The following is a 20,132-nucleotide window of genomic DNA, read 5'->3' as shown; positions in this document are numbered from 1 at the left end:
TAAATTACTTCCTTGAAGACCAAAAGGATAAACCTACCGAAAAACTGCAAAAAAAGGGATTCGGTTGTCTTTATAGAAAAATTTAGGTGTTTTAATGTAATGTTTTGGGAAAAAACTCAAGTAAAAGGGAATTTTTTCATTGGCTTAAGCCTGATCTTAGTTACTTCAATAACAAAGGCTGAGGTGTCTCGGCCAATAAGTTATTTTGAAGCAGTACGACTATCTCTCAGTAGTAATCCCCGTATAGGCGCAAGCAAGGCTCAGATTGAATCAGCCCAAGCTGCAATTACAGAAACAAGGGGAGCAGGATTACCCAAGATGGGTTTCGAGATGAATGCTGCACGTAGTGATAATCCCTTAAATGTTTTTGGATATAAATTAAGTCAAGGTAATGCAACCTTTGCCGATTTCGGTTTTGCACAATTTACAGGCCCCAATTCCTTATATATCAAACCACAAGCCCTGGATGCCCCTGGGTACTATAGCAACTACAATACCGCCTTTAAATTGGTGGTGCCGATTTATTCAGGAGGTGAAACTGTTGCCCGATTAAAAAATACCAATGCCTTACTTAGAGCTGCCCAGGAAGGGGATGAAGCGGCGCGCATGCAGTTGGCCTATGATATTTTGCAAGCTTATGAAGGCACCCTTGCTGCAAATAAAATGGTTTTTGTTGCCAAAGAAAATGTTGAGGCCGCCAGTTCCTACCTTAAACTCACAAAGGCTCTATTTAAACAATCCCTAGTCATTGAAAGTGATATATTGCTTGCAGATAGCTATTTAAGAACAGCAAAAACATTTTTGGTGGCAACTCAGGCTGAGTACCAAAATCATCTTGATGAATTTCGTAGTTTGGTGGGGCATGGGATTGCTTATACTCCCAAAAGTCCAGTGAATTTTCCCGCAACCAAAAAATCCCTTACCGAACTAATGCAGGATGTATTAGTTCATAATGCACAATTACGTACAATTAAATCAACGATTGAGGCAGGACAGGCTAATATCGATGTGGCTAAAGCGGCCAATAAACCGCAGGTTAATCTTCAATTGCGACAAGACTGGAATGGTAACACTTTAGGCGCAGGATATCCTTCCAACCTTATTGCCGTTGGGGTTAATTGGGAATTATTTAGCTCAGGCGAACATACTGGTGCAACGAATAAAGCGATTGCAAATGTAAAACAGGCTACCTTTCAATTGGAAGATACTGCCAATAGTTTACGACTTTCATTAATCCAGGCAAAACGCGCAGAGCAATTGGCAGATATTCAATACCAAAGCTATCGCGCCAACGCTAATCAGGCAAAAGAAGTGATAGGGCATCTTTCCAAACGTTTTGGAAGAGGGCTTGTCCCTCTGGGACAGTTACTCGAAAGTCAAATAAAGCTCACACAATCCCAAAACCAGTGCATCCAGTCACAATACAACCAGGTTTTGGCTCGAGGGCGTATGTTGATGTTGACGAATAAACTGATTCCAGCTTTCGAAAAGTAACAATAAAAAGAATTTTACTGAGGCATGGAGCAAAAAATTTGAATAAGAATATCCCTCAAAGACCTATGTTGAATAGTGCGGGTAGATTATCTAGAGCTTTTATTAACTCAAAACTTACATTACTCATTATCATAGGTTCCTTATTATTTGGAATACTCGCCTTAGAGTTCACACCAAGAACTTATAACCCAGAAATTGTAGTACCTGTTGTGGCCATTTCAGTGAGCCGGCCAGGAAGTGATGCTCAAGAAATGTTGCATCAAATTGTCAGGCCTTTGGAGGGCCTTATGGCTTCCATTCCCGGGGTAGATCATACCTATGGTATGGCAATTAATGACAGTGCTGTAGTTACGGTACGTTTTAAAGTCAATGAAAATGAAGAAAACAGCCTGGTTAAGGTATACAACCAGATTAACAGTAACATGGATAAAATGCCTGCAGGCACTTTGATGCCTTTTGTGCAATCAATCAGTTTATATGACGTTCCCTTGCTGACTATAAATTTGAGTTCCTCCCATTTCAGTACGACACAGCTGCAAACTCTTGCTACCAGGGTGTTGGAAGATTTACGTAACGTCCCACAGGTAGGTAAAAGTTGGGTTATGGGGGCTTCTCCCTCTGCACTACGCGTATGGTTAAACCCTGATAAAATGGCCTCTTATTTCATTCCCTTACAAAAAATTAAACAAGCACTTGAGGTGAGTAATGTCAGCTTCAATGCAGGAAAACTGGAACCCAATCTTCACGAAAGTCCGTTACGTATAGAAGGGAATCTGATAACCCCTGATGATTTGGGACAAATTATTATCGGAGTTAATGAAGGCAAGCCTGTTTTATTAAAAGACATTGCGCATATTGAATTGGCGCCCCAGGATGACGCCATCCGCTCCTATTTTGCTTTTGGTCGAGCATCAGCAGATCAGCAGCCGGGTGAATTAAAACCCTCAGTAACTATAGCATTTGCACGTCAAAAAGGGAGTAATGGAGTTGAAGTAGCAAATGCAGTCCTTCAACGATTAAAGCTGATTGAGCAAAGTAAAATTATTCCAGAAGGGGTAACTGCAACGGTAACACGTAATTATGGTGATGAGGCGAACGACGCAGTAAATACTTTGGTAGAGCATTTAGGTATTGCCATTGCCTCAGTTGTTATTCTCTTAATGTTATTTTTAGGTTGGCGTGAAGCATCTATTGTGATTTTTTCCATACCACTTATTTTATGCATCGTTTTGGGGGTAGGGTGGATAGCGGGTCAAACCATTAACCGCATCACTTTATTTGCTTTAATTCTATCTTTAGGTTTATTAGTGGATGACAGTATTGTCGTAATAGAAAATATTCATAGGCATATACGCGAACACACGCAACATAATTTTGCACGATTAATTATATTCGCCGCGAATGAGATAGGAAAACCAACGATTATTGCTACCTTTACAGTGATACTTGCTTTAATCCCCATGGCATTTGTGTCGGGGATGATGGGGCCTTTCATGGGACCTATTCCTTTTAATGCACCCTTAGCTATGTTGGTTTCCCTAATAATTGCTTATACTGCAGTTCCCTATTTAGCGTATCGCTGGCTGAGAGCCAAGGCACATCAATTACCGAAGGTTGAAGATAATTCTCGGATGGAACATCAGTTAAGTCTGAGTCATAAAGTCTATCTCTATCTTTTTTCTTCTTTATTAAAATCGCGTTGGAAACGTTATTTATTTTATTTTTTTGTTTTATTTCTTTTAATTTTGGTAATTATTCAGCCACTATGGCAATTCATTAGGCCTTCGGGCACGAATGGTCCTTTGAGTCCTATGGGTGTTGAGCTGAAGATGTTGCCTGATGATAATGTGAATACTTTCCTCCTCGAGATCAATGCTGGAGCAGGGGCATCTTTACAGCAGACTTCGAACATTGTAAAAGAGATTTCCAAGGTTCTTGCCCACAACAATTTTGTTACCAATTATCAGGTATTTTTAGGCCAAGCTGCCCCCGAAGATTTTGCAGCGATGGTACGTGGGGATGCGATGCAACACGGAACAAATTATGCGCAAATTCGTGTTAATTTAATCAATAAACACGATCGAAGGATTGGATCACATAAAATTGCACAACAATTTTATGATTCTCTATGGAATATTCGTCATTCTTATCCTCAAGCACATATCAAACTCTTTGAAAGTCCTCCAGGACCTCCTGTTCGATCACAAATGGAAGCGGGTTTATATGGGCCTGATTATGAACATCTTAGGGATTTGGGACAGTTTATCAGTAATAGAGTGTACCCTAAAGTTTATGGAATGATTAATATTGATAATTCTGTTACTGACAATTTGGAAGAATACAATATCGTCATAAACCGTAATGCGACCCTATTAGCTGGTTTGGTTCCGAGTATGCTTGCTCATGATCTGCAGGGATATTTCAAAGGAGTACAAGTAGGAAATGGCCATCGTCCTGGTCTTCTTGAACCTGAAAATATAATTCTTCGCCTTCCCAAACCATCCAGGGAAAATAGTTCAGTTTTGAAAAAATTATTTTTAATTAATCAGCAAAATCAACTTGTTCCCCTCGCAAAAGTAGTTGATCTCAAAAAAGGAATTCAAAAAAAACCTGTTTTTACCCGTGATCAACACCAAGTAGTTTATGTCACAGGAGAAATGCTTCATTCCAGCCCTGCCTATGGCGTCACCACAGTGACCCAAATGTTGAAACATCTGGACTTACCAAATAATAGCCATCTTAGCGTGGGTAATTTGGGATTTAAGGAAGAGCAACCTCAAGATGTTGCGAAAAATCAATTATTTTGGCTAGGGGAAATGCGTTTGACCCTCGATGTGTTTCGTGATTTGGGTTCTGCATTTATAGTCGCCATTGTCCTAATCTACATTTTGCTAACTGGTTTTTATCGTTCATTTTTTATTCCTTTGATAATTATGGGGGCAATTCCACTGACGATTATTGGCGTTTTTCCAGGCCATTGGATCATGCAGCAGCCCTTTACCGCTACTTCCATGATCGGTGTCATTGCGCTTGCGGGAATTGTTGTTCGCAACTCATTATTACTTATTGATTTCATTATTGAAAATTTACGGTCAGGCGCGTCCATTGACACCGCGGTGACTCAATCTGGCGTGGTGAGATTAACTCCCATCTTGTTAACCGCTTTGGCGATTATCCTGGGTTCCTCGGTAATGCTTTCAGATCCGGTATTTGGCGGGCTTGCTATATCTCTTATTTTTGGGGCTTTTGCATCCACCCTACTTACATTATTTCTTATTCCTTTAATTTATTTAGGTTGGTGGAAATGGCGTCATTCCTAAATAAATCCTTTCTTATTTTTTTACTACTTAATAGGTAAAAAATATATTTTGCTTGAATTTATTAGGGATTAAGTCTTGCAAAATACCACACATTATTGCACCATGTTTTTTTAAAAATAAAATTGCGTTAAATGGAAGAAACCGGAAGCAACCTAGGGAGAAGTTTAGTATCAACCGCCATTCATAATCCCCATCTCATTATTGTTGCCTGTTTGGTTATAGTGCTCATGGGCATCCTCGCTATTTTTAATCTCCCCAAAGATCTATTGCCTTCAGCTAATTTACCTGCCATGCAAGTGATTTCGTCTTATCCTGGAATGCCAGTTACCGATGTTGAAGAAAATCTGACTTCGAGGTTTGAGCGCTACACTGCTCAAGCAATTGGCATAGAGCGGCAAGAATCCAAATCTCTGGTAGGGGTAAGTATCGTTAAAAATTTTTTCGATAACAGTACTGGTCTCAATTCTGCAATGGCTCAGACAACATCTTTGGTAATGTCAGTGATGAGTCAGCTACCTCCAGGTACTTTACCGCCTTTAATTCTTCCGTTTGATCCTATGGCTTCAGTCCCACTAGCACTTGTTGCGGTTAGAGGCAACAAGAGTATTGAAAAGATCTATGACATTGCACGCTATACGGTACGTAATACCATTCAGGCAGTTCCAGGTGCAATGGCACCTACTGTTATGGGTGGACGGTTAAGAGAAGTAGTTATCTATCTTAATCCTAAAAAACTCAATGAATATAACTTTTCACCCTTAGCGGTCTTGGAAAAAATTGTCCAGCTTAATACGTTTATTCCTTCAGGTGATGTAAAAATTGGAAATTTTGATTATCAGATTGTCAGTAACGGTTTGGTGCAGCATATTTCCGAAATGAATAACTTTCCCTTGAGGGCAGAATATGGTGTTCCGGTGTATTTGAAGCAAATAGGAGAAGCTAAGGATTCAGGGCAAATTCAAACAAATGTGGTACTAATTGATGGTAAGGAACAAGTTTATGTGCCAGTTTATCGTCAGCCAGGGGGGAACTCCATTCGTGTTGTAGAGAACGTAAAAGAAGCGATAAAAAAATCAATGAACACCTTAAAAGATATTGATTTGACTTTGGTGGCAGATCAGTCAATTTTTATCCGCAAAGCAATATCTAGCATAACTCAAGAGGCTTTATTAGGAGGCGGGTTGGCCGCGATTATGATCTTTCTTTTTTTAGGAAATCCTCGCGCTACCTTTGGAATCTTGCTGTCATTGCCCCTAGCCTTATTGGCAGCAATGATTGGTTTAAATTCTTCAGGCCAAACTATTAATGCAATGACTTTAGGTGGTTTGGCACTCTCTATTGGAGTATTAGTCGATAACTCAATTGTGGTTTTAGAAAACATAAGTAAAAAACTGGAGCGAGGTCGCTCGCCAAAACAAGCTGCATTAGAAGGGGCATCGGAGGTAGCCATGCCAGTATTAGCATCAACTTTGGCTACCTTGGTCGTGTTGTTCCCTGTAATTTATTTAACAGGTATTGTAAAAATATTATTCGCGGCCTTAGCGAAATCGGTCATGTTTGCCATGATAAGTTCATTTCTGATTGCAATGACCGTCATGCCCTTATTTGCCTCACAATTTTTAAACCGATCTGAACAAGCAAAATTACCTCGTTTATTACTTTGGCCACAGATCGCTATTCATCATTTAACGGAGGGGTATGGGAAAGCGTTGGCTTTAGCATTGAGGTACAAGAAAACAGTATTAGCGGTTGTAATCGGGTTATTTGTTGGTGGAATATCATTAACTCCACTTATTGGTACTGAACTTTTTCCTCGTGCGGATGCAGGCAGCTTTATTGTAACCATGCGAATTTCATCGGGTACTCGAATAGAAAAAACAACACAATTTGCCAAAGAAATAGATGGTAAATTACGGCAGTGGATAAATCCCGGGGATCTCGAGATGATAATTACGAATGCTGGTGTCGAATACGGATTTCCGGCTGCCTTTACTCCCAACGTAGGTACTCAGGATGTATTTTTTAACATAGCATTAACTGAAAATAGGGAATATACATCCCAATATTATGCCCAAATCATTCGTGAGAACATGAAAAAAGAATATCCGGATGTTGAAATTGGTATTGAATTAGGAGGATTATTGACCTCGGCGCTGAACTACGGACAAAGGGCACCTATTGATGTTCAAATTGAGGGGCCAGACATCAAAGAAGAATTTAAAATTGCTACAGAAATTGCACAAAAAATTAAAAACCTACCCGGAGCAGTTGACGTTCGTGTTCAAGAGCGTCTGGATGCGCCTTTTATTAATTTGGATATCAATCGTGATAAAGCTATGGATTTAGGCATCACCACTAATGAGATCATAAAAAACGTCGTGAGTGCAGTTACAGGGAGCGCCACCTTTGCTTCAAATGTAATTTGGGTTGATCCTAAAACAGGAATCAACTATCCAATGGGAGTGCAATTTGCTGAACAACAGGTATCCAGCTTTAAGCAATTTTCGAATATTCCTGTTCGTGGGCATGAACGGGAACGAGTTACTCCTTTAAAACGAATTGCAACAATTACTGAAATTAAGGGGCCAATACAGATTAATCACGTCAACTTTAAACGAGTTACTGATATTTATTTGGATGCTCAAGGTAGAGATATTGGAGGATTGTCTCGAGATGTACAAAAAATAATTGATAAAACTAAATTACCTGAAGACTATTCCATAGCTATTCGAGGTGAAATCAGAGAAATGATGGAGTCAGTACAATCTTTGGGAGGTGGGTTCTTGCTCGCTGCCACCCTCGTTTATTTGATTTTAGTGGTGCAATTTCGTTCTTTTGCACTCCCATTGGTCATTATGGTAACCGTGCCTTTAGGTGTCGTCGGGATTGTCTTAATGTTGGTAACAACACACACTTATTTTAGTATTCAAGCAGCAATTGGAGCAATTTTTATGATTGGAATAGCTGTAGCAAATGGAGTTTTATTAATTGAGTTTATTTCTTATCATACTCAGCTAAGCGAGCATATGGATGAAGGTATTGTAGCTGGTGCAAAAGAACGTTTACGACCTATTTTGATGACTTCACTTGCAGCAATCCTTGGTCTTATCCCGATGGCTATTGGAATAGAAAAAGGGTCGGAAGCCAATATTCCTCTGGGAAGGGCAGTTATAGGTGGACAGTTGTTTTCAGTCTTACTGACCCTTTTTATTGTGCCAATTTTATACCGTATGTTTTTCGCCAGGACACATAAAAAAGTACGAGCGTATAAATGAAGCGTATTTGGATTATATTTTTTTTCTATTGTATCTTTGTCCCTGTTTGGGCAAATTCTAGACATATGTTAACTACGGAGGAACTGTTGCGTCTTTCTGAAAAAAACAGTCAATCTATCAATCAGGCGCAACTAGATGTACTTGTAAAAGTTAAAGAAATTGAAGTAGCTAAAGCGCATTATTTTCCTATTCTAAGAGCAGAGGCTCTGGAAAGTACGGGTTTTCCTGGTTCCTCCAATTGGCTTGGTATTGAAGGTTTAGTTGGATCTCCTTATCGCTCAGGACCTACAGCAGGAGTTGTTGCCAAACAGTTAATTTATGATTTTGGCAAAACTGCAGCAGCGGTAAATGCAGCTCGTTCGCAAGTTAATGTAGCCAGGCAAACTACTCGTGTGACTATGTATGAAGTTCAATTATTTGCCTTGAAAGCTTTTTATCAATGTGCTACCTATAAAAAAAAACAAGAAATATGGTCTAATTTGGCTAAGGAATCAGCTCTCATTACCAAGGAAGCAAAGCATTTTGTAAAAACAGGGCAACGGTCTGTAGTCGATAATTATTTGTCCGAATCAGAGACGCAAGAAGCACGTACAGAATATTCATATTTAAAGGAACAAGTTCTGGGAAGTCTTAAAGAACTCTCCGTAATTATAGGTAAAAGTGCCTCTACAATTGATTGTCCAGTATTATCAGAGAGCCTGATTGACTCATTAAACTCAAAAAGCCGTGTTTATTCAAGCCCCTATGTGAAAAGAGCGATTGCCGACGCCAAAGCAGCCTATGAAAATTTAATAAAAGAAAAATCACGATTTAGACCTGAGATCGTAGCGATTGCCAGTGGTGGCGGTATGGATAAAACCCATTTGATAGGAAGGGAGGATTATGCTGTCGGAGTTGGGGTTTCAATGCCGCTTTTTGATCTTAATATAACAAGTCGCATCAATAAAGCCCAAGCTAAGTTACTCGTCAAACAAAAAGCTGTTGCCGCACAAAAACAATACATACAAGAGTTAAATGCACAACTTGATTTAAGCATTAAATCTACTTTAATTCGAATAAAACACCTTAACATTGAATTAAACATTGCGCAGGAGGGTTTCAAAGTAGCGAAAAAAAGGTATTTTAATCTGGAGGGAGACCTGGTTGATTTGAGGGAAGCTTGGCGTAATTTGGCACGAGCTCAAATAATCATCGAGGATGCACGAAACGAGCTGTTACTATCAAAAGCGGCAAAAGCTTTACTTAATGGCTGGGGGTATTAACATCCGCTGAATAAACTATCGGTTTATCTGAAATTCTTATTCCATTTGTAACGCCTTGTGATATTTCGATTTAAGTTCTTGAAGCAACGATTTAAATTGGACGATATTGATTGTTCTCCTGATTCAATATATTCAGCTGACATCCAAGTAAATCCAGAGTACTGATTGAATTAATTTGGGGCAGACGATAAAAAGACACCGCAGTAGCAAGAAAGCTGTTTAAATTGGCATAGCTATTATTGTTTTGATCAACCAGGGTATTTGCAGCAGTTGTCTGCAGCGAATACTGGTGCACGCCTTGAGCATGTTTAATATAAATAGAGATTGATGAGGGGTCTCTATTACTGATATGAATACTTCCTTCAGGCAGGGATGATAATAAGCTCACAAGATTTTGAGGTTGACTGATTTGGATAAGAGCCCTTGCCAAAAGTGGAGGAATAGGCAGGTTTCGGTTGTTTTGGGAATACGCATTATTATTGTTATTATTAGAGGATTCCAGTAAAGACAGATTAAGTTCGAATTGGTTGTTACACTGTTTTACCTCAAGTTGTACAAATTTTAAATTGATATTATCAATAACAGGCCAGTTTAATTGAGGAAAAGCAGTGGCAATTTCGTTGTAAGATGTTCGAAAAGCATTTTCTAAAACCAGGCACTCCAGTGAATTTTCTTTTTTCGCATAACCTGTTCCGAATAAACCTACACCTGAGTATGAGCTGTTTATTGGAGGAGTTCGTGAAACTTGGGCTTCTCCCATAAGGTTATTAATTCTATTCCTGATATGGTTTTCCGCATTGCTTAGGTTAGTATTCTGGCATATATCTGTGTACTCTTTTTCGATATTGAAATAGATTTGCAAATAATCTTTAATCGAATAACGAGTGCCCACATCCGCATCCATAATCCAAAAAAACAGATGTGGGATATTAATTACCACTTGCCTATGTCCATTGGCCGGAGCTTCCCTAAACTGGACGTTCAATTTCCCAGGATCAGTAAACGATGGTTGAAGAATACAGCTGTGATTTTTGTCCAGATAGTCTTGCACCCTATGAGGCATGAAGAAATTAACTTTATTTTGAGAAATTTGATTTATATTAAGATGCACAAAATCTCTTAACTGATATAAATGTTCTGCAAAGGCATAAAAATTTAGTGGATTATCGGGAAGAGGGGGCTCAGATTGATTGGCTTGAATTTCCTTAACCCATAGATTGGCAGAAGGGCTCCTATAAATTTCCCGTTGAATCATTTGTTTCCTTTCCAAGGTGTCGGACATTTTGGAATCGAAATACATGGATATTAAATCTGCCAGATACGTATTCATTTGATCTAAAGTATCCTGATCTAACGAAACATTTGGACCAACATCATTCAAGAGAAATTGCATTGTAAAAGTTTGTAAAATTGAAACATTTTCAGGTGGATTGTTCCCTGCAAGTTCTAGAAGATAATTTGCCAAACGCGCATAAGAGTCCGCACTGGCGAACAGTGGGATAAAGGGTATGGTATCTTGTGGAAGAATAAACTCCCATTGATCCTTAAGATCTTGCATCCTGATTAACAATTTTGGGGGATTATGTTCGCAATTAAGAAGGAAATTAATATCGTTCTTAATCTGCTCGTCATTTCTCCCATCCTCTTGTTTAGACAATTGCAGATGCAGATATCTTAAAAATTCTTTACGTTTTTGAGGGGGAAAGTCGGCTACCTGGTGAAAAATGGACATTAAAATATCATTTCGCTTATTTTCATTAATACTGTATAAGGGGTAGAGAAGCTTTTCATGAGCTTTATCAGCCGTTTCAAACTGAAGTTCGCTTAATTCAGTTTCGTGTTCCAGAGTTTGACGCAGCGAAGTTACAATAAGGTTAGCCCACACTCCAGTTGAAAAATGTACCGGATGGGGAATCATCTCAAGGGTGGTACAGCGTTCAATAGTGTGAGTAATGGTTGAATCAATGTGCTGATGAAGTGAACCCAGGTTTTTAGAAATAACATAGCCTTGTTCTTGCGGAGAAATCGCTGCTTTTGCCATGATTTCATCGAGAATCGCTCTTCTTTCTTTGAGTTCCTTAATTAAATTCCTCTCATTCTGTTTCTTTTCCACGCTTAGATTATAATCGGGAACTAGCATTTTTTTTGCCAGTTCATTTTGGACCAGATTTGTTAGCTGCAAGACCCGGTTATATTCTTTAAATAATTCTCCTCTCAATTCATATAACTCCAGGAGTTTGGAAATTCGAGACCGTTCGCTCTGATTCTCTCTAGTAGGCAAGGGATTCGACTGTATGAATTGCTGTGCCAGGAGAATTTCCCCATACTCTTCATGGGATTGAACTCTCTGAGTTAAGATTTGATGTATTTTATGAGTCAAAGCAGTGTGCTTTTTATAGTCCTCTCGTAACTCCTCAGGAGATAGTCCAACAAGGCGACTGATGGTATTTTCCAAAATTGGATTATTTAAATTGGAAGGTTTTCTTTTTAGCTCCAAAACTTCCATAAATAGATTATTAATTTTATTTAATTCTTCTTCGTCAGATATATAGGGAATAAGCGTGTCAATGTACTGGAGAAGATTCAGTACGTATTTCATTTTAAGCTGCTCATCGAAGTTAAGAGAGGAAACAGCTTCGGGTTTTGAGAACATCCAGTAGCGATAATCTGGTTTTCGAAGAGGAGCGCGCTCTTGCCTTTTTTCATCATCAATTTGATCAACGAGAATACCGGGAATTTTTTGATAAACAGCTACACCCACAGTATTATTGAAGTTATTGGTATGCGTTTCCCCCATGAAACCTACATACTTAAATTCCTTACCAGGATTGTTGGCCTCAAAACGCGCCTTTTCTTTTTCGATTGTTATATGAGCTAAATAATTCATTGCCCGTTCGCGTTTTGTATCTGATGTACTTCCCATAATGCTGTAAGACGTCTTTGTATCAAAAAGAACAATTCGTATCAGCTTATCCGGATGGGCTAGATTATATTGTTTCACCGCTTTAACTAAATTCGTGAAATTGTAAGGGCTATCCTTTAATTCACGATGATAATCCTGTTCATATAATCTTTTCTTTAAGGGGGCAGGTAACTCTGTATCTTCGGTGGATGTTAAGTAACTTTCTAAAAGCTCACCACATTCCTCGAGACATAGATGTTCAAGAAAAATTGTACTTACTCCCTCATCCGCTAAAAGGTTTAAATTCTCAATCAAAAATCTTTTGGGCGCTTCATGCCCATGACTTTCACCCACAATCATCCCGGGATAATTATTTAGTATTGAATGTATTAATTCAGGTGGAGACATATTGTAATCAATCGGAAACTGAATTTTTTCCTGGGTTTCTGTTTGTTGAAAACTGAGTTGTAGCTGTGAACCAAGTCTCAATAACTCCTTTTTTTCCAGATGAGCAAGATCCTGTATAGCCACTCCTTCTTGGGTCAAGGTTTTAAAATCTTTTAATACGGGCGCAGGGGATTGAGCGGGACTAGCCTCCATTCTTTTAACAATTTGATTCAATTTTTCATATTCATCAATTAACCATCCGTAATCTTCCAATTGTGAAGCAAACTCAAATTGAGGATGGTAATAGACCCAATCACGGGATTTTTTTGCTAAATCAAGGGGGGTATTAAAAGATGAGTCAAAAACATGAGGATCTGCACGATAGTCCAGAAGTAAGCTCATCATTTCAGTTTTTTGCTCTGAAGCTGCATAAAGCAAAGGAGTCCAGCCTGATCTGGTTTTGCAGTTAGGGTTTGCTCCGTTCTCTAATAAGAATCGCACTAAATCCAGGTGATTATTGATGCAAGCTAAATATAAAGCTGTGAAGCCATTCGCATCAACTTCATTAATTGAATTGTTATTCATCAAGTTAATATTATTGTCTTGCAGATATTTTTTGACTCCACTTAGACCCGTTGTTTGATAAATTTTAATTAGAATAAGCATGAATTATCGTAACCTTTTAAGAAATAGGTATATTTGATTTAACGATAAGTTAATCATAGTACATGTTGAGCAAAACTTAATCGATGCAATTGGCTTTTTTGAATAATTTTTCAAATTTATTTTACATGCAACAAGAGGGGTTATCTCGCTAGCGCGTGATTTACTGCTATTACCAGTAGGACTCGCGATTATTGGCTTCTCCGAATTGAGCTATAATAACTATATTCAACTCAAGGAGGAGAAGGCCATGTTTGATGGACATCTTACACCTATTATTGCATTAGTTGCCGGAATTTTAATATTGCTTATACCACGATTATTAAATTACATTGTAGCTATTTATTTGATTATTACAGGAATTTTAGGGTTAGGTGTTTTTCATTAAATTAACCCAAATAAATTTAGTGCAATTGCTGATTAATAAATTGATTCTGGCCAGTACGTCTCATCATTTTGGGACCCCTGAATTTAATTAATTTTACTAATGGGATATCTAAAACCCATATCCAATCTTTTGAGTCCGATTTTTCACTGTGTACCAGAACTTTTGCTAAAAAACTGTAAAAAAATTATCCAATTTGATTGGTTGTACTATAGTTAAAACCGTAATCTTGATGCAACACCATCAGGAAGGTTTTGGTATTTATAACGAGATGACGATGTTTGGTAACTTCATATTTGTTCCATGTGTTCAAAGAAAGCCTAATCGGTATTTTTTTGTACATCCTTGTTCTTGTTATAGCTTTTAAGTTAGAGGATATTTATGGGCTCAATTGAAATTTTAAGTGTTGCCTCTACAGTACCTGAGCAACATGTAGCAAGTAAAGATATTCTAAATCAGGCATCAAAAAAAGTTAGTCCTCAAGCCTTGGAAATGCTTGAACAAATGGACATTGAGAATAGGTATTCAATTATTGAAAATTATCCGGAATACCTTTGTGGAAAATGTGAACGAAAGATTATGATTGGAGTTAATGATTTAGTTATTAATTCAATTAATAAATGTGTAGCGCGTTTTGGTCATGATTTAAACATTGGTTTACTTATTGCTGTTACTAATACTGCAGAAAGACCTTTGCCTTGTATGGCCTATGAAATATTATCGAAAACTGAAGATAACTTACTGCCTCATGATATCAATATAATAAATATGCAAAATCAAGGGTGTAGCGCTTTAATCAAAGCCTTTGAGCTTGCTTCATACTTTTTACAAGCTAATCCAGATAAACAAGTTGTTGTATGTGTAGGAGAGGCGCATACAGCAATGGTATCGCCAACTTTATCCGGAGAAAAAATTTTTTCTTTTAGGGAAATCAAAGAATTTCATGACAATAGGGACCAAAAAAAGGCCGCATCCTCTCTAAATAATTTAATTAACAGCTATTTATTTGGTGATGGGGCTGTATCCTTCCTTTTAGGACATAGGACTTTAGATGATGGTTTTGAATCTTATCATTTGACTAATATTGAACCTTCAGACAGTGAAATATTGGCTATGAATGAAGGGGGAAGTAAAATTCCTACCTATGAGAATTTTCCACAATATGTCTTGGGCCGAACTGTCCCGGTACGTGGTGCGGCTTACAGTCGATTACTTTTAGAGCAATTTTTAAAAAAGGATAAGGCTACTTGCCCTATCGAAAAGAAGGATATTAATTATTTTCTAATTCATACTGGAAGCAAGAAAATCATTGATGCAGTGCAGAAAAATCTTAATTTGCAAGAGCAAGAGGACAAGATCGCTGTTTCCTATGCTATCCTGAAAAATTATGGAAATTTATCATCTTGTTCCATAGGTTTTATGCTGGATACTTTGATTAATAAAATGAATGAGAGAGGAAATATTTTATTGATATCCTTTGGTGTTGGATTTAGTGGGAGTGTTGCCAAATTAAAAATTTAATCGAAAGATAAAATTTTAATAGTCACAAATGTGCCCGGTGTTTGCAGAAGGCTAAATTGGTTTTTCACTATTCAAAGTCCACTCAATAGATTTCTTCTGCAAACAAATGGGTCTCTTGATCATTCACTCTATGAATAAAGCTGTTCTTGCGTATATATTATTTTCTTTTTTATGATTAATGCCTAATTAGGCGCCATTTATTCTTCTTCTTTTTTATCAAGTTTATGGCCATCCAGATGGCGTTCACTTCGCTCATTTTCCTTTTTTGCCAACTGTTTTTCTTTTTTTGAACGTCCAAATTTGACCCGATTTTCGGAAGTCCTTTTTTCTTTCTCCAAACGAATTTTAGCTTTCCTTTTTTTATTAAGGTTAATGATTTCTGCCATAGCGCTCTCTTTCCTAAACGTTGCTTATACTATAGCGCATAAAACCCCATAGATACTTATTATCTAGCTATAATTAAAAATATATTTTCGTGAATGGCAAATGAAGGTGCCTTATGGACGAAGAAAAAATAAAAAGTCCATCTCTAAGTGAAATTATCAGAGGGGATGAAATAACAAGCCATTATCTGGGAGATAGCCCGGAGAATAAATTTAAAATTTTTCGTTACGATCAGGAGGTCTATGCCGTTCGTTATGATGTGAATCAAAAGCCTGATGATTATGTTTCCATGTGGCGCAGCCATAAAGGGGAGCCAAAAGAGGAAAACAAGCAGTACGAACCGCTAGGTAGCGGAAAGCAAGGCATAGTATATAAAAAAACAGAAGACAAAGCCTTTAAACATCGGAGAACAACGATTGAAGGAAAATCACAGGCGAATATCGAGATCCTGGAGCAAAAATTTTTGCTTAAAGAACATAACATAGAACAGTTCTTTGTTTTGGGCTTATGGAATGTTAAAGATAAAGATAAAGTTTTGCTTTTCATGCCTAAGGTAGATACGAATTTTCCAGCGGGTTATAAGAGAGATGATTTTAAGCCGCTGTTTGATGAATTTATTCTGGCGCTGAAGAAACTAAACGAGCTGGGCTTTTCACATCCCGATTTAGCGAATAATCTATATCATATCAGCCCCCAAAACATGCTGAGGACAACAGAAGGGGTGAGGTTAGTCGATCTTGATTATGGTTTTGTGCCCTATAAAAAATATGCTGAAAAAAATTATGATAACGGGACTGATCTTAAGAACCATACTTACATCAATGGCATGGATCAATGGATATTTGTATATAATGACAGACGCACCAACCTTTCCCTGCCTTCTGGAATGAACACTGATGGCCTAGAAAATTGGTATGAGAAGCATTCAGGAAAAGCTCTTTCTGATCATCCTAAAGCCCTTCTTACTTTATACAAAAATGGAAGTATTACGTTACCAAAGAGCCTTGTTTATGAAATGCATTTAAGAAATTCACAAGAAAGTGTTAAAGAATATCATTCCGGAAGTAAAGAGAACCGAAAACATACTTTTCATGAAGTAAGCGCAGCGGATTTCAAATTTTCTGAATTTAAACAAGAGTATCAGGAGCTCAGAGGGGATGCCCTAAAGAGGACAATTCTTAAAGAGCTCAAAGATTCTTTAGAAGAAGTAACAACAGAAGAGGAATTGAAAGAAATAAAATTAAAATTTTTTAAATCTGCTGAAATGAAAGTTATCGATACAGCCCAGGATCGTTCAACTTATATATTAACTAAACTGGGTCTGAAACACACCGACTCCCATGTGGCTGTTGAGAAAATATTTAAAGAAGCTAAAGCAAGAATTTCTGAACAAAAGACTACCCCGGGGAATACTCTTTAGTCACGAATTATCGGCAGCGGTTAGATTTTTAATTGTTACCGCCTTTTTTTCATTTTGTAAAACAAATAGAGCAACACCAGCAAATAAAAGTATATAAAATACAGGGGCAAAAGAGAGAGCGGACAAATCTTGCAAATAATTTGCAACTAATGGGGCTGTTCCTCCGAAAATAGCCATGCTCACACCCCAGGCAATAGAAACTCCACTATATCTTATATGAGTGGGGAAAAAATCATTCAATAACTTAAATATGGGTACTCCAACCATTGCATTGCATAAAGCATAGGGAATTTGGGCGGTTAATATCAAGCTAAATGAATTACTTTGAGGAATCAGATAAGCCAAGGGAGCAGCTATAAAGTAACCGAGAAAACCGAACTCTATAATTCGTTTTTCATTAACGTGGTCAGCAAACATACCAATGATAAAGATGAATAAAACCACCAAGCCCTGTGCTATAGTGACAATGAGTTTTGTTTCTGAAGCTTGCAAGGTAGTATGTTTCATTAGATGGGCAGCATAAAAAACATTCATAATATAAATGTAAATGCCTAATGCAGCTACTAACAATGCGGCTTTAACCAATTGAGTTTTGTGCGATTTAAATAAATTATTCAGAGGGTTAGCTTTTTTATCTTTAGAAATTGCCAAAAAGGCCGGGGATTCGCTCAGGTTTATTCTAAAATATAAAGCACAAAAGCAGGATAAAGTTCCTAACAGGAATGGAACACGCCATGCCCACCCAGGCATTTGTGGAAAAGAAATAATTGCAGACATCAGCCCGCCAAACATCATACCTAATGCTGAAGCAAATCCAGTCCAACTGCCTGCCTGGCAAGGTTTCTCCAGATCATGTTCCATCAAATAGATAGCGCTGCCATTAAACTCACCAGAAACGGCAAAACCTTGAGTACAACGTAAGAGAATTAATAAAACCGGTGCAAGGATTCCAATGCTGCTGTAGGTAGGAAGACAGCCAATCAAAAACGAAGAAATCCCCATCAACATAATAGATACTTGCAATGCAACACGCCGTCCCTTTTTATCACCGAGATACCCAAAATAAAGAGAACCTAACGGACGAAAAAAATAACCAATGGCAAATACGGAAAATGTGGCGATGAGTCCGAGGCGATTTCCCAACTCGGGGAAAAACAGTGCAGCAATAATATTCGCTATGTATGCATAATAGGTAAATTCAGCCCATTCCAGGAAAGTTCCTATTGTTGCCACAATGACTCGTTTCTTTTTATGTTCCATATTATAACTCATGAAATGATTTGAAATTGCGGGTTATGATTTGGTGTTTTGTAACCCTAATAACAGGTTCAGGATTTTCCTGTCCGTCTTCAGAATATTCTCGAAAAAACTATATCAGACCACAACTCGCGTTTCCGATTTTACTTTAATTAAGGTGAGCAGTATGTTCAAATACACATCCTGACTAATAAATGCGTATTTTATAGTACTTTTTTGTTGTTCGTAAGGGGGCCTCCTAGAGCTTTGTCCACAATCTTCTAAGGGCTGTGTTAGAGACAGGTACTAGCTAGAATCCAACCTTCTATAAATTAAAAATTATTTGACCTCATTTGATTGTAGATCTATATGTTAAAAATATGATCAAATTATCTGGTGATTGAAATGTCATATGAAAGCCGCTTTTTTGTGCCAACTGTTGAATTAAAAGAAAGGATAAAATCAAAACAAGGAGTAAAACCAGAGGATTTTACGATAATAGCCTATTCAAGTTCTGGGAGAGGTGAAGATTCTATCGCTTTATTAGAGCAAACTTCGGCAGCTTTCCCTAAAGAAATGGTTAGAAATCTGGTGTGTCTGTATCCTGAACGACTTATTGAACATGAAATTCTTGCCCAATTACAAGCAACTGTGAAATTGGATAAACATGTTGATGATGAGATGGATACATTTGGTCATGCTTTTACTATCGTACAGAAGAAATTACAGAGCGGATCGTTTAAAGAGATAGTATCTGAAATAAGCTTAATGCAAGATAATACCAGAATAGATCTTCTACAATTTTTTAATGACTTAGCTAAGGGAGAATTAAAAGAAACCTATCCGTTCTCGACTGGAGAGCTTGAAAATCTGCAGGAAATTTATGCTTCAATTTCAGGAAATAAGCCTTGGAGTGAGGATGAAGAATTACTTAAGGCAGTTTGCGTTGAACGAGCTCTGGCATTAATTTATACCCAAAGAGCCCGAGTTATAATTGAACCTGCTGTATCAGAAATTATATCCGAACTGTGTGATCACGGTTCATTAGAGCCATTAAAGTATGTTGATAAAAAGCAATCAGTGGCTTTGTTTACCACTGGAGGCGTTGCTTCAGGAAAAGGAAGTTGTCTTAAACTTGTTTCAAAAGTTATTGGAATCTATGAGCCGGAACCTATCGCATGGAATCAACTTGTTCATCATAACGCAGACAGGCTTAAACCGTTTTTGCAAAAACCGGAAATAGACCCCCTGAAATATTCTCAATTTACCTATGAGGAAGCTTTGTTGGTTAAAGAACGGGTCATGCAAGTTATTGCAAAAAAAAGCAATTCATTAGGGGGGGAGAGATATCCCTGTTTTCTTCATGATCAAACCAAATTGAAGCCTGAAGAGCTACGGGAAGCAAATCAACGGTATGGTGAGGTTGATATTGTGGCGATTTCTACAGATGTAGCCAATGCTGTTGAGCGAGCTTTTGGACGTGGGAAAACGACACAACGCTATGAGCATACAGAAGGTTTGCTAGGATCACATCAAGCAGTTCCGGGGGAAATGATGAAATCATTAGCTCAAGAGGTATTAATAGGTTCTAATGTATCTGTAGCAATGTTTGATAATAATAGTCCAGCAAGAGAATTGTACCTGTTTGCTTCAATTAATATGAAAACAAAAGAAATTACTGTTTATGATGAGGAGATGATGCACAACTGGATCAAGAAAGAAAATATTAATCCTAAAGCAAAACCAGGAGATTCTTTATATTTGGAAAAGCCGGTTCGATCCATGGAGGAATATTTTGGTCCTTTAATTGATAAGGGGTTTACACTTGAATGTCCGAAGGAAGAACATGCCATGGGATTTCGTAGCCTTTAAAATGCTAAATT

11 protein-coding genes are annotated in these 20,132 nt (G+C 37.8%); 8 read left to right on the top strand and 3 right to left on the bottom strand.

The genetic code is table 11. The annotated features are described in order from the left end of the window. Positions 1-99 precede the first annotated feature (99 nt). The 4 genes from KYQ_RS05580 to KYQ_RS05565 all read left to right on the top strand — a co-directional run bounded on the left by KYQ_RS05580 (position 100) and on the right by KYQ_RS05565 (position 9,351). Complete coding sequence (locus tag KYQ_RS05580) at positions 100-1,494, top strand: TolC family protein (protein WP_019349736.1); 1,395 nt, start codon at positions 100-102, stop codon at positions 1,492-1,494. A 38-nt stretch (positions 1,495-1,532) separates the two neighbouring features. Further along, positions 1,533-4,814: an efflux RND transporter permease subunit gene (locus KYQ_RS05575; RefSeq protein ID WP_019349735.1), complete on the top strand. Its 3,282-nt coding sequence runs from the start codon at positions 1,533-1,535 to the stop codon at positions 4,812-4,814. 131 nt (positions 4,815-4,945) lie between these two features. Next, positions 4,946-8,089 (top strand): efflux RND transporter permease subunit, encoded by a 3,144-nt coding sequence (locus KYQ_RS05570; RefSeq protein ID WP_010653551.1) that lies wholly within the window; start codon positions 4,946-4,948, stop codon positions 8,087-8,089. Positions 8,090-8,154: 65 nt separating this feature from the next. Further along, positions 8,155-9,351: a TolC family protein gene (locus KYQ_RS05565; protein WP_231294609.1), complete on the top strand. Its 1,197-nt coding sequence runs from the start codon at positions 8,155-8,157 to the stop codon at positions 9,349-9,351. Between the two features lie 91 nt (positions 9,352-9,442). Here KYQ_RS05565 and KYQ_RS05560 read toward each other — a convergent pair whose 3' ends face one another. Beyond that, the gene (locus KYQ_RS05560) at positions 9,443-13,306 is read right to left on the bottom strand and encodes an ankyrin repeat domain-containing protein (protein WP_019349734.1); all 3,864 of its coding nucleotides are present in this window, start codon (positions 13,304-13,306) and stop codon (positions 9,443-9,445) included. A gap of 247 nt (positions 13,307-13,553) precedes the next feature. On the opposite strand from KYQ_RS05560, the gene KYQ_RS18845 reads away from it, so the two are divergent. Together KYQ_RS18845 and KYQ_RS05545 are read left to right on the top strand one after the other, a co-directional pair. Next, the gene (locus tag KYQ_RS18845; protein WP_010653554.1) at positions 13,554-13,691 is read left to right on the top strand and encodes a DUF3096 domain-containing protein; all 138 of its coding nucleotides are present in this window, start codon (positions 13,554-13,556) and stop codon (positions 13,689-13,691) included. A gap of 378 nt (positions 13,692-14,069) precedes the next feature. Continuing rightward, the gene (locus KYQ_RS05545; protein ID WP_010653555.1) at positions 14,070-15,209 is read left to right on the top strand and encodes a 3-oxoacyl-[acyl-carrier-protein] synthase III C-terminal domain-containing protein; all 1,140 of its coding nucleotides are present in this window, start codon (positions 14,070-14,072) and stop codon (positions 15,207-15,209) included. A 197-nt stretch (positions 15,210-15,406) separates the two neighbouring features. On the opposite strand, the gene KYQ_RS05540 is transcribed toward KYQ_RS05545, so the two are convergent. Continuing rightward, the gene (locus tag KYQ_RS05540) at positions 15,407-15,595 is read right to left on the bottom strand and encodes a DUF4169 family protein (protein ID WP_010653556.1); all 189 of its coding nucleotides are present in this window, start codon (positions 15,593-15,595) and stop codon (positions 15,407-15,409) included. A 113-nt stretch (positions 15,596-15,708) separates the two neighbouring features. Between KYQ_RS05540 and KYQ_RS05535 the strand changes: the two genes are divergently transcribed. Next, on the top strand, positions 15,709-17,013 hold the full coding sequence (locus KYQ_RS05535; protein ID WP_019349732.1) for a hypothetical protein: 1,305 nt from the start codon (positions 15,709-15,711) through the stop codon (positions 17,011-17,013). On the opposite strand, the gene KYQ_RS05530 is transcribed toward KYQ_RS05535, so the two are convergent. Further along, positions 17,014-18,273: an MFS transporter gene (locus tag KYQ_RS05530; RefSeq protein WP_019349731.1), complete on the bottom strand. Its 1,260-nt coding sequence runs from the start codon at positions 18,271-18,273 to the stop codon at positions 17,014-17,016. Between the two features lie 381 nt (positions 18,274-18,654). On the opposite strand from KYQ_RS05530, the gene KYQ_RS05525 reads away from it, so the two are divergent. Then, complete coding sequence (locus KYQ_RS05525; protein ID WP_019349730.1) at positions 18,655-20,121, top strand: hypothetical protein; 1,467 nt, start codon at positions 18,655-18,657, stop codon at positions 20,119-20,121. The last annotated feature ends 11 nt before the right edge of the window (positions 20,122-20,132 follow it).

It is taken from the genome of Fluoribacter dumoffii NY 23 (assembly GCF_000236165.1).
GTDB lineage: Bacteria > Pseudomonadota > Gammaproteobacteria > Legionellales > Legionellaceae > Legionella > Legionella dumoffii.
The sequence above is the reverse complement of the archived record's forward strand: the minus strand, read 5'-3'. Positions and strand labels throughout refer to the sequence as shown.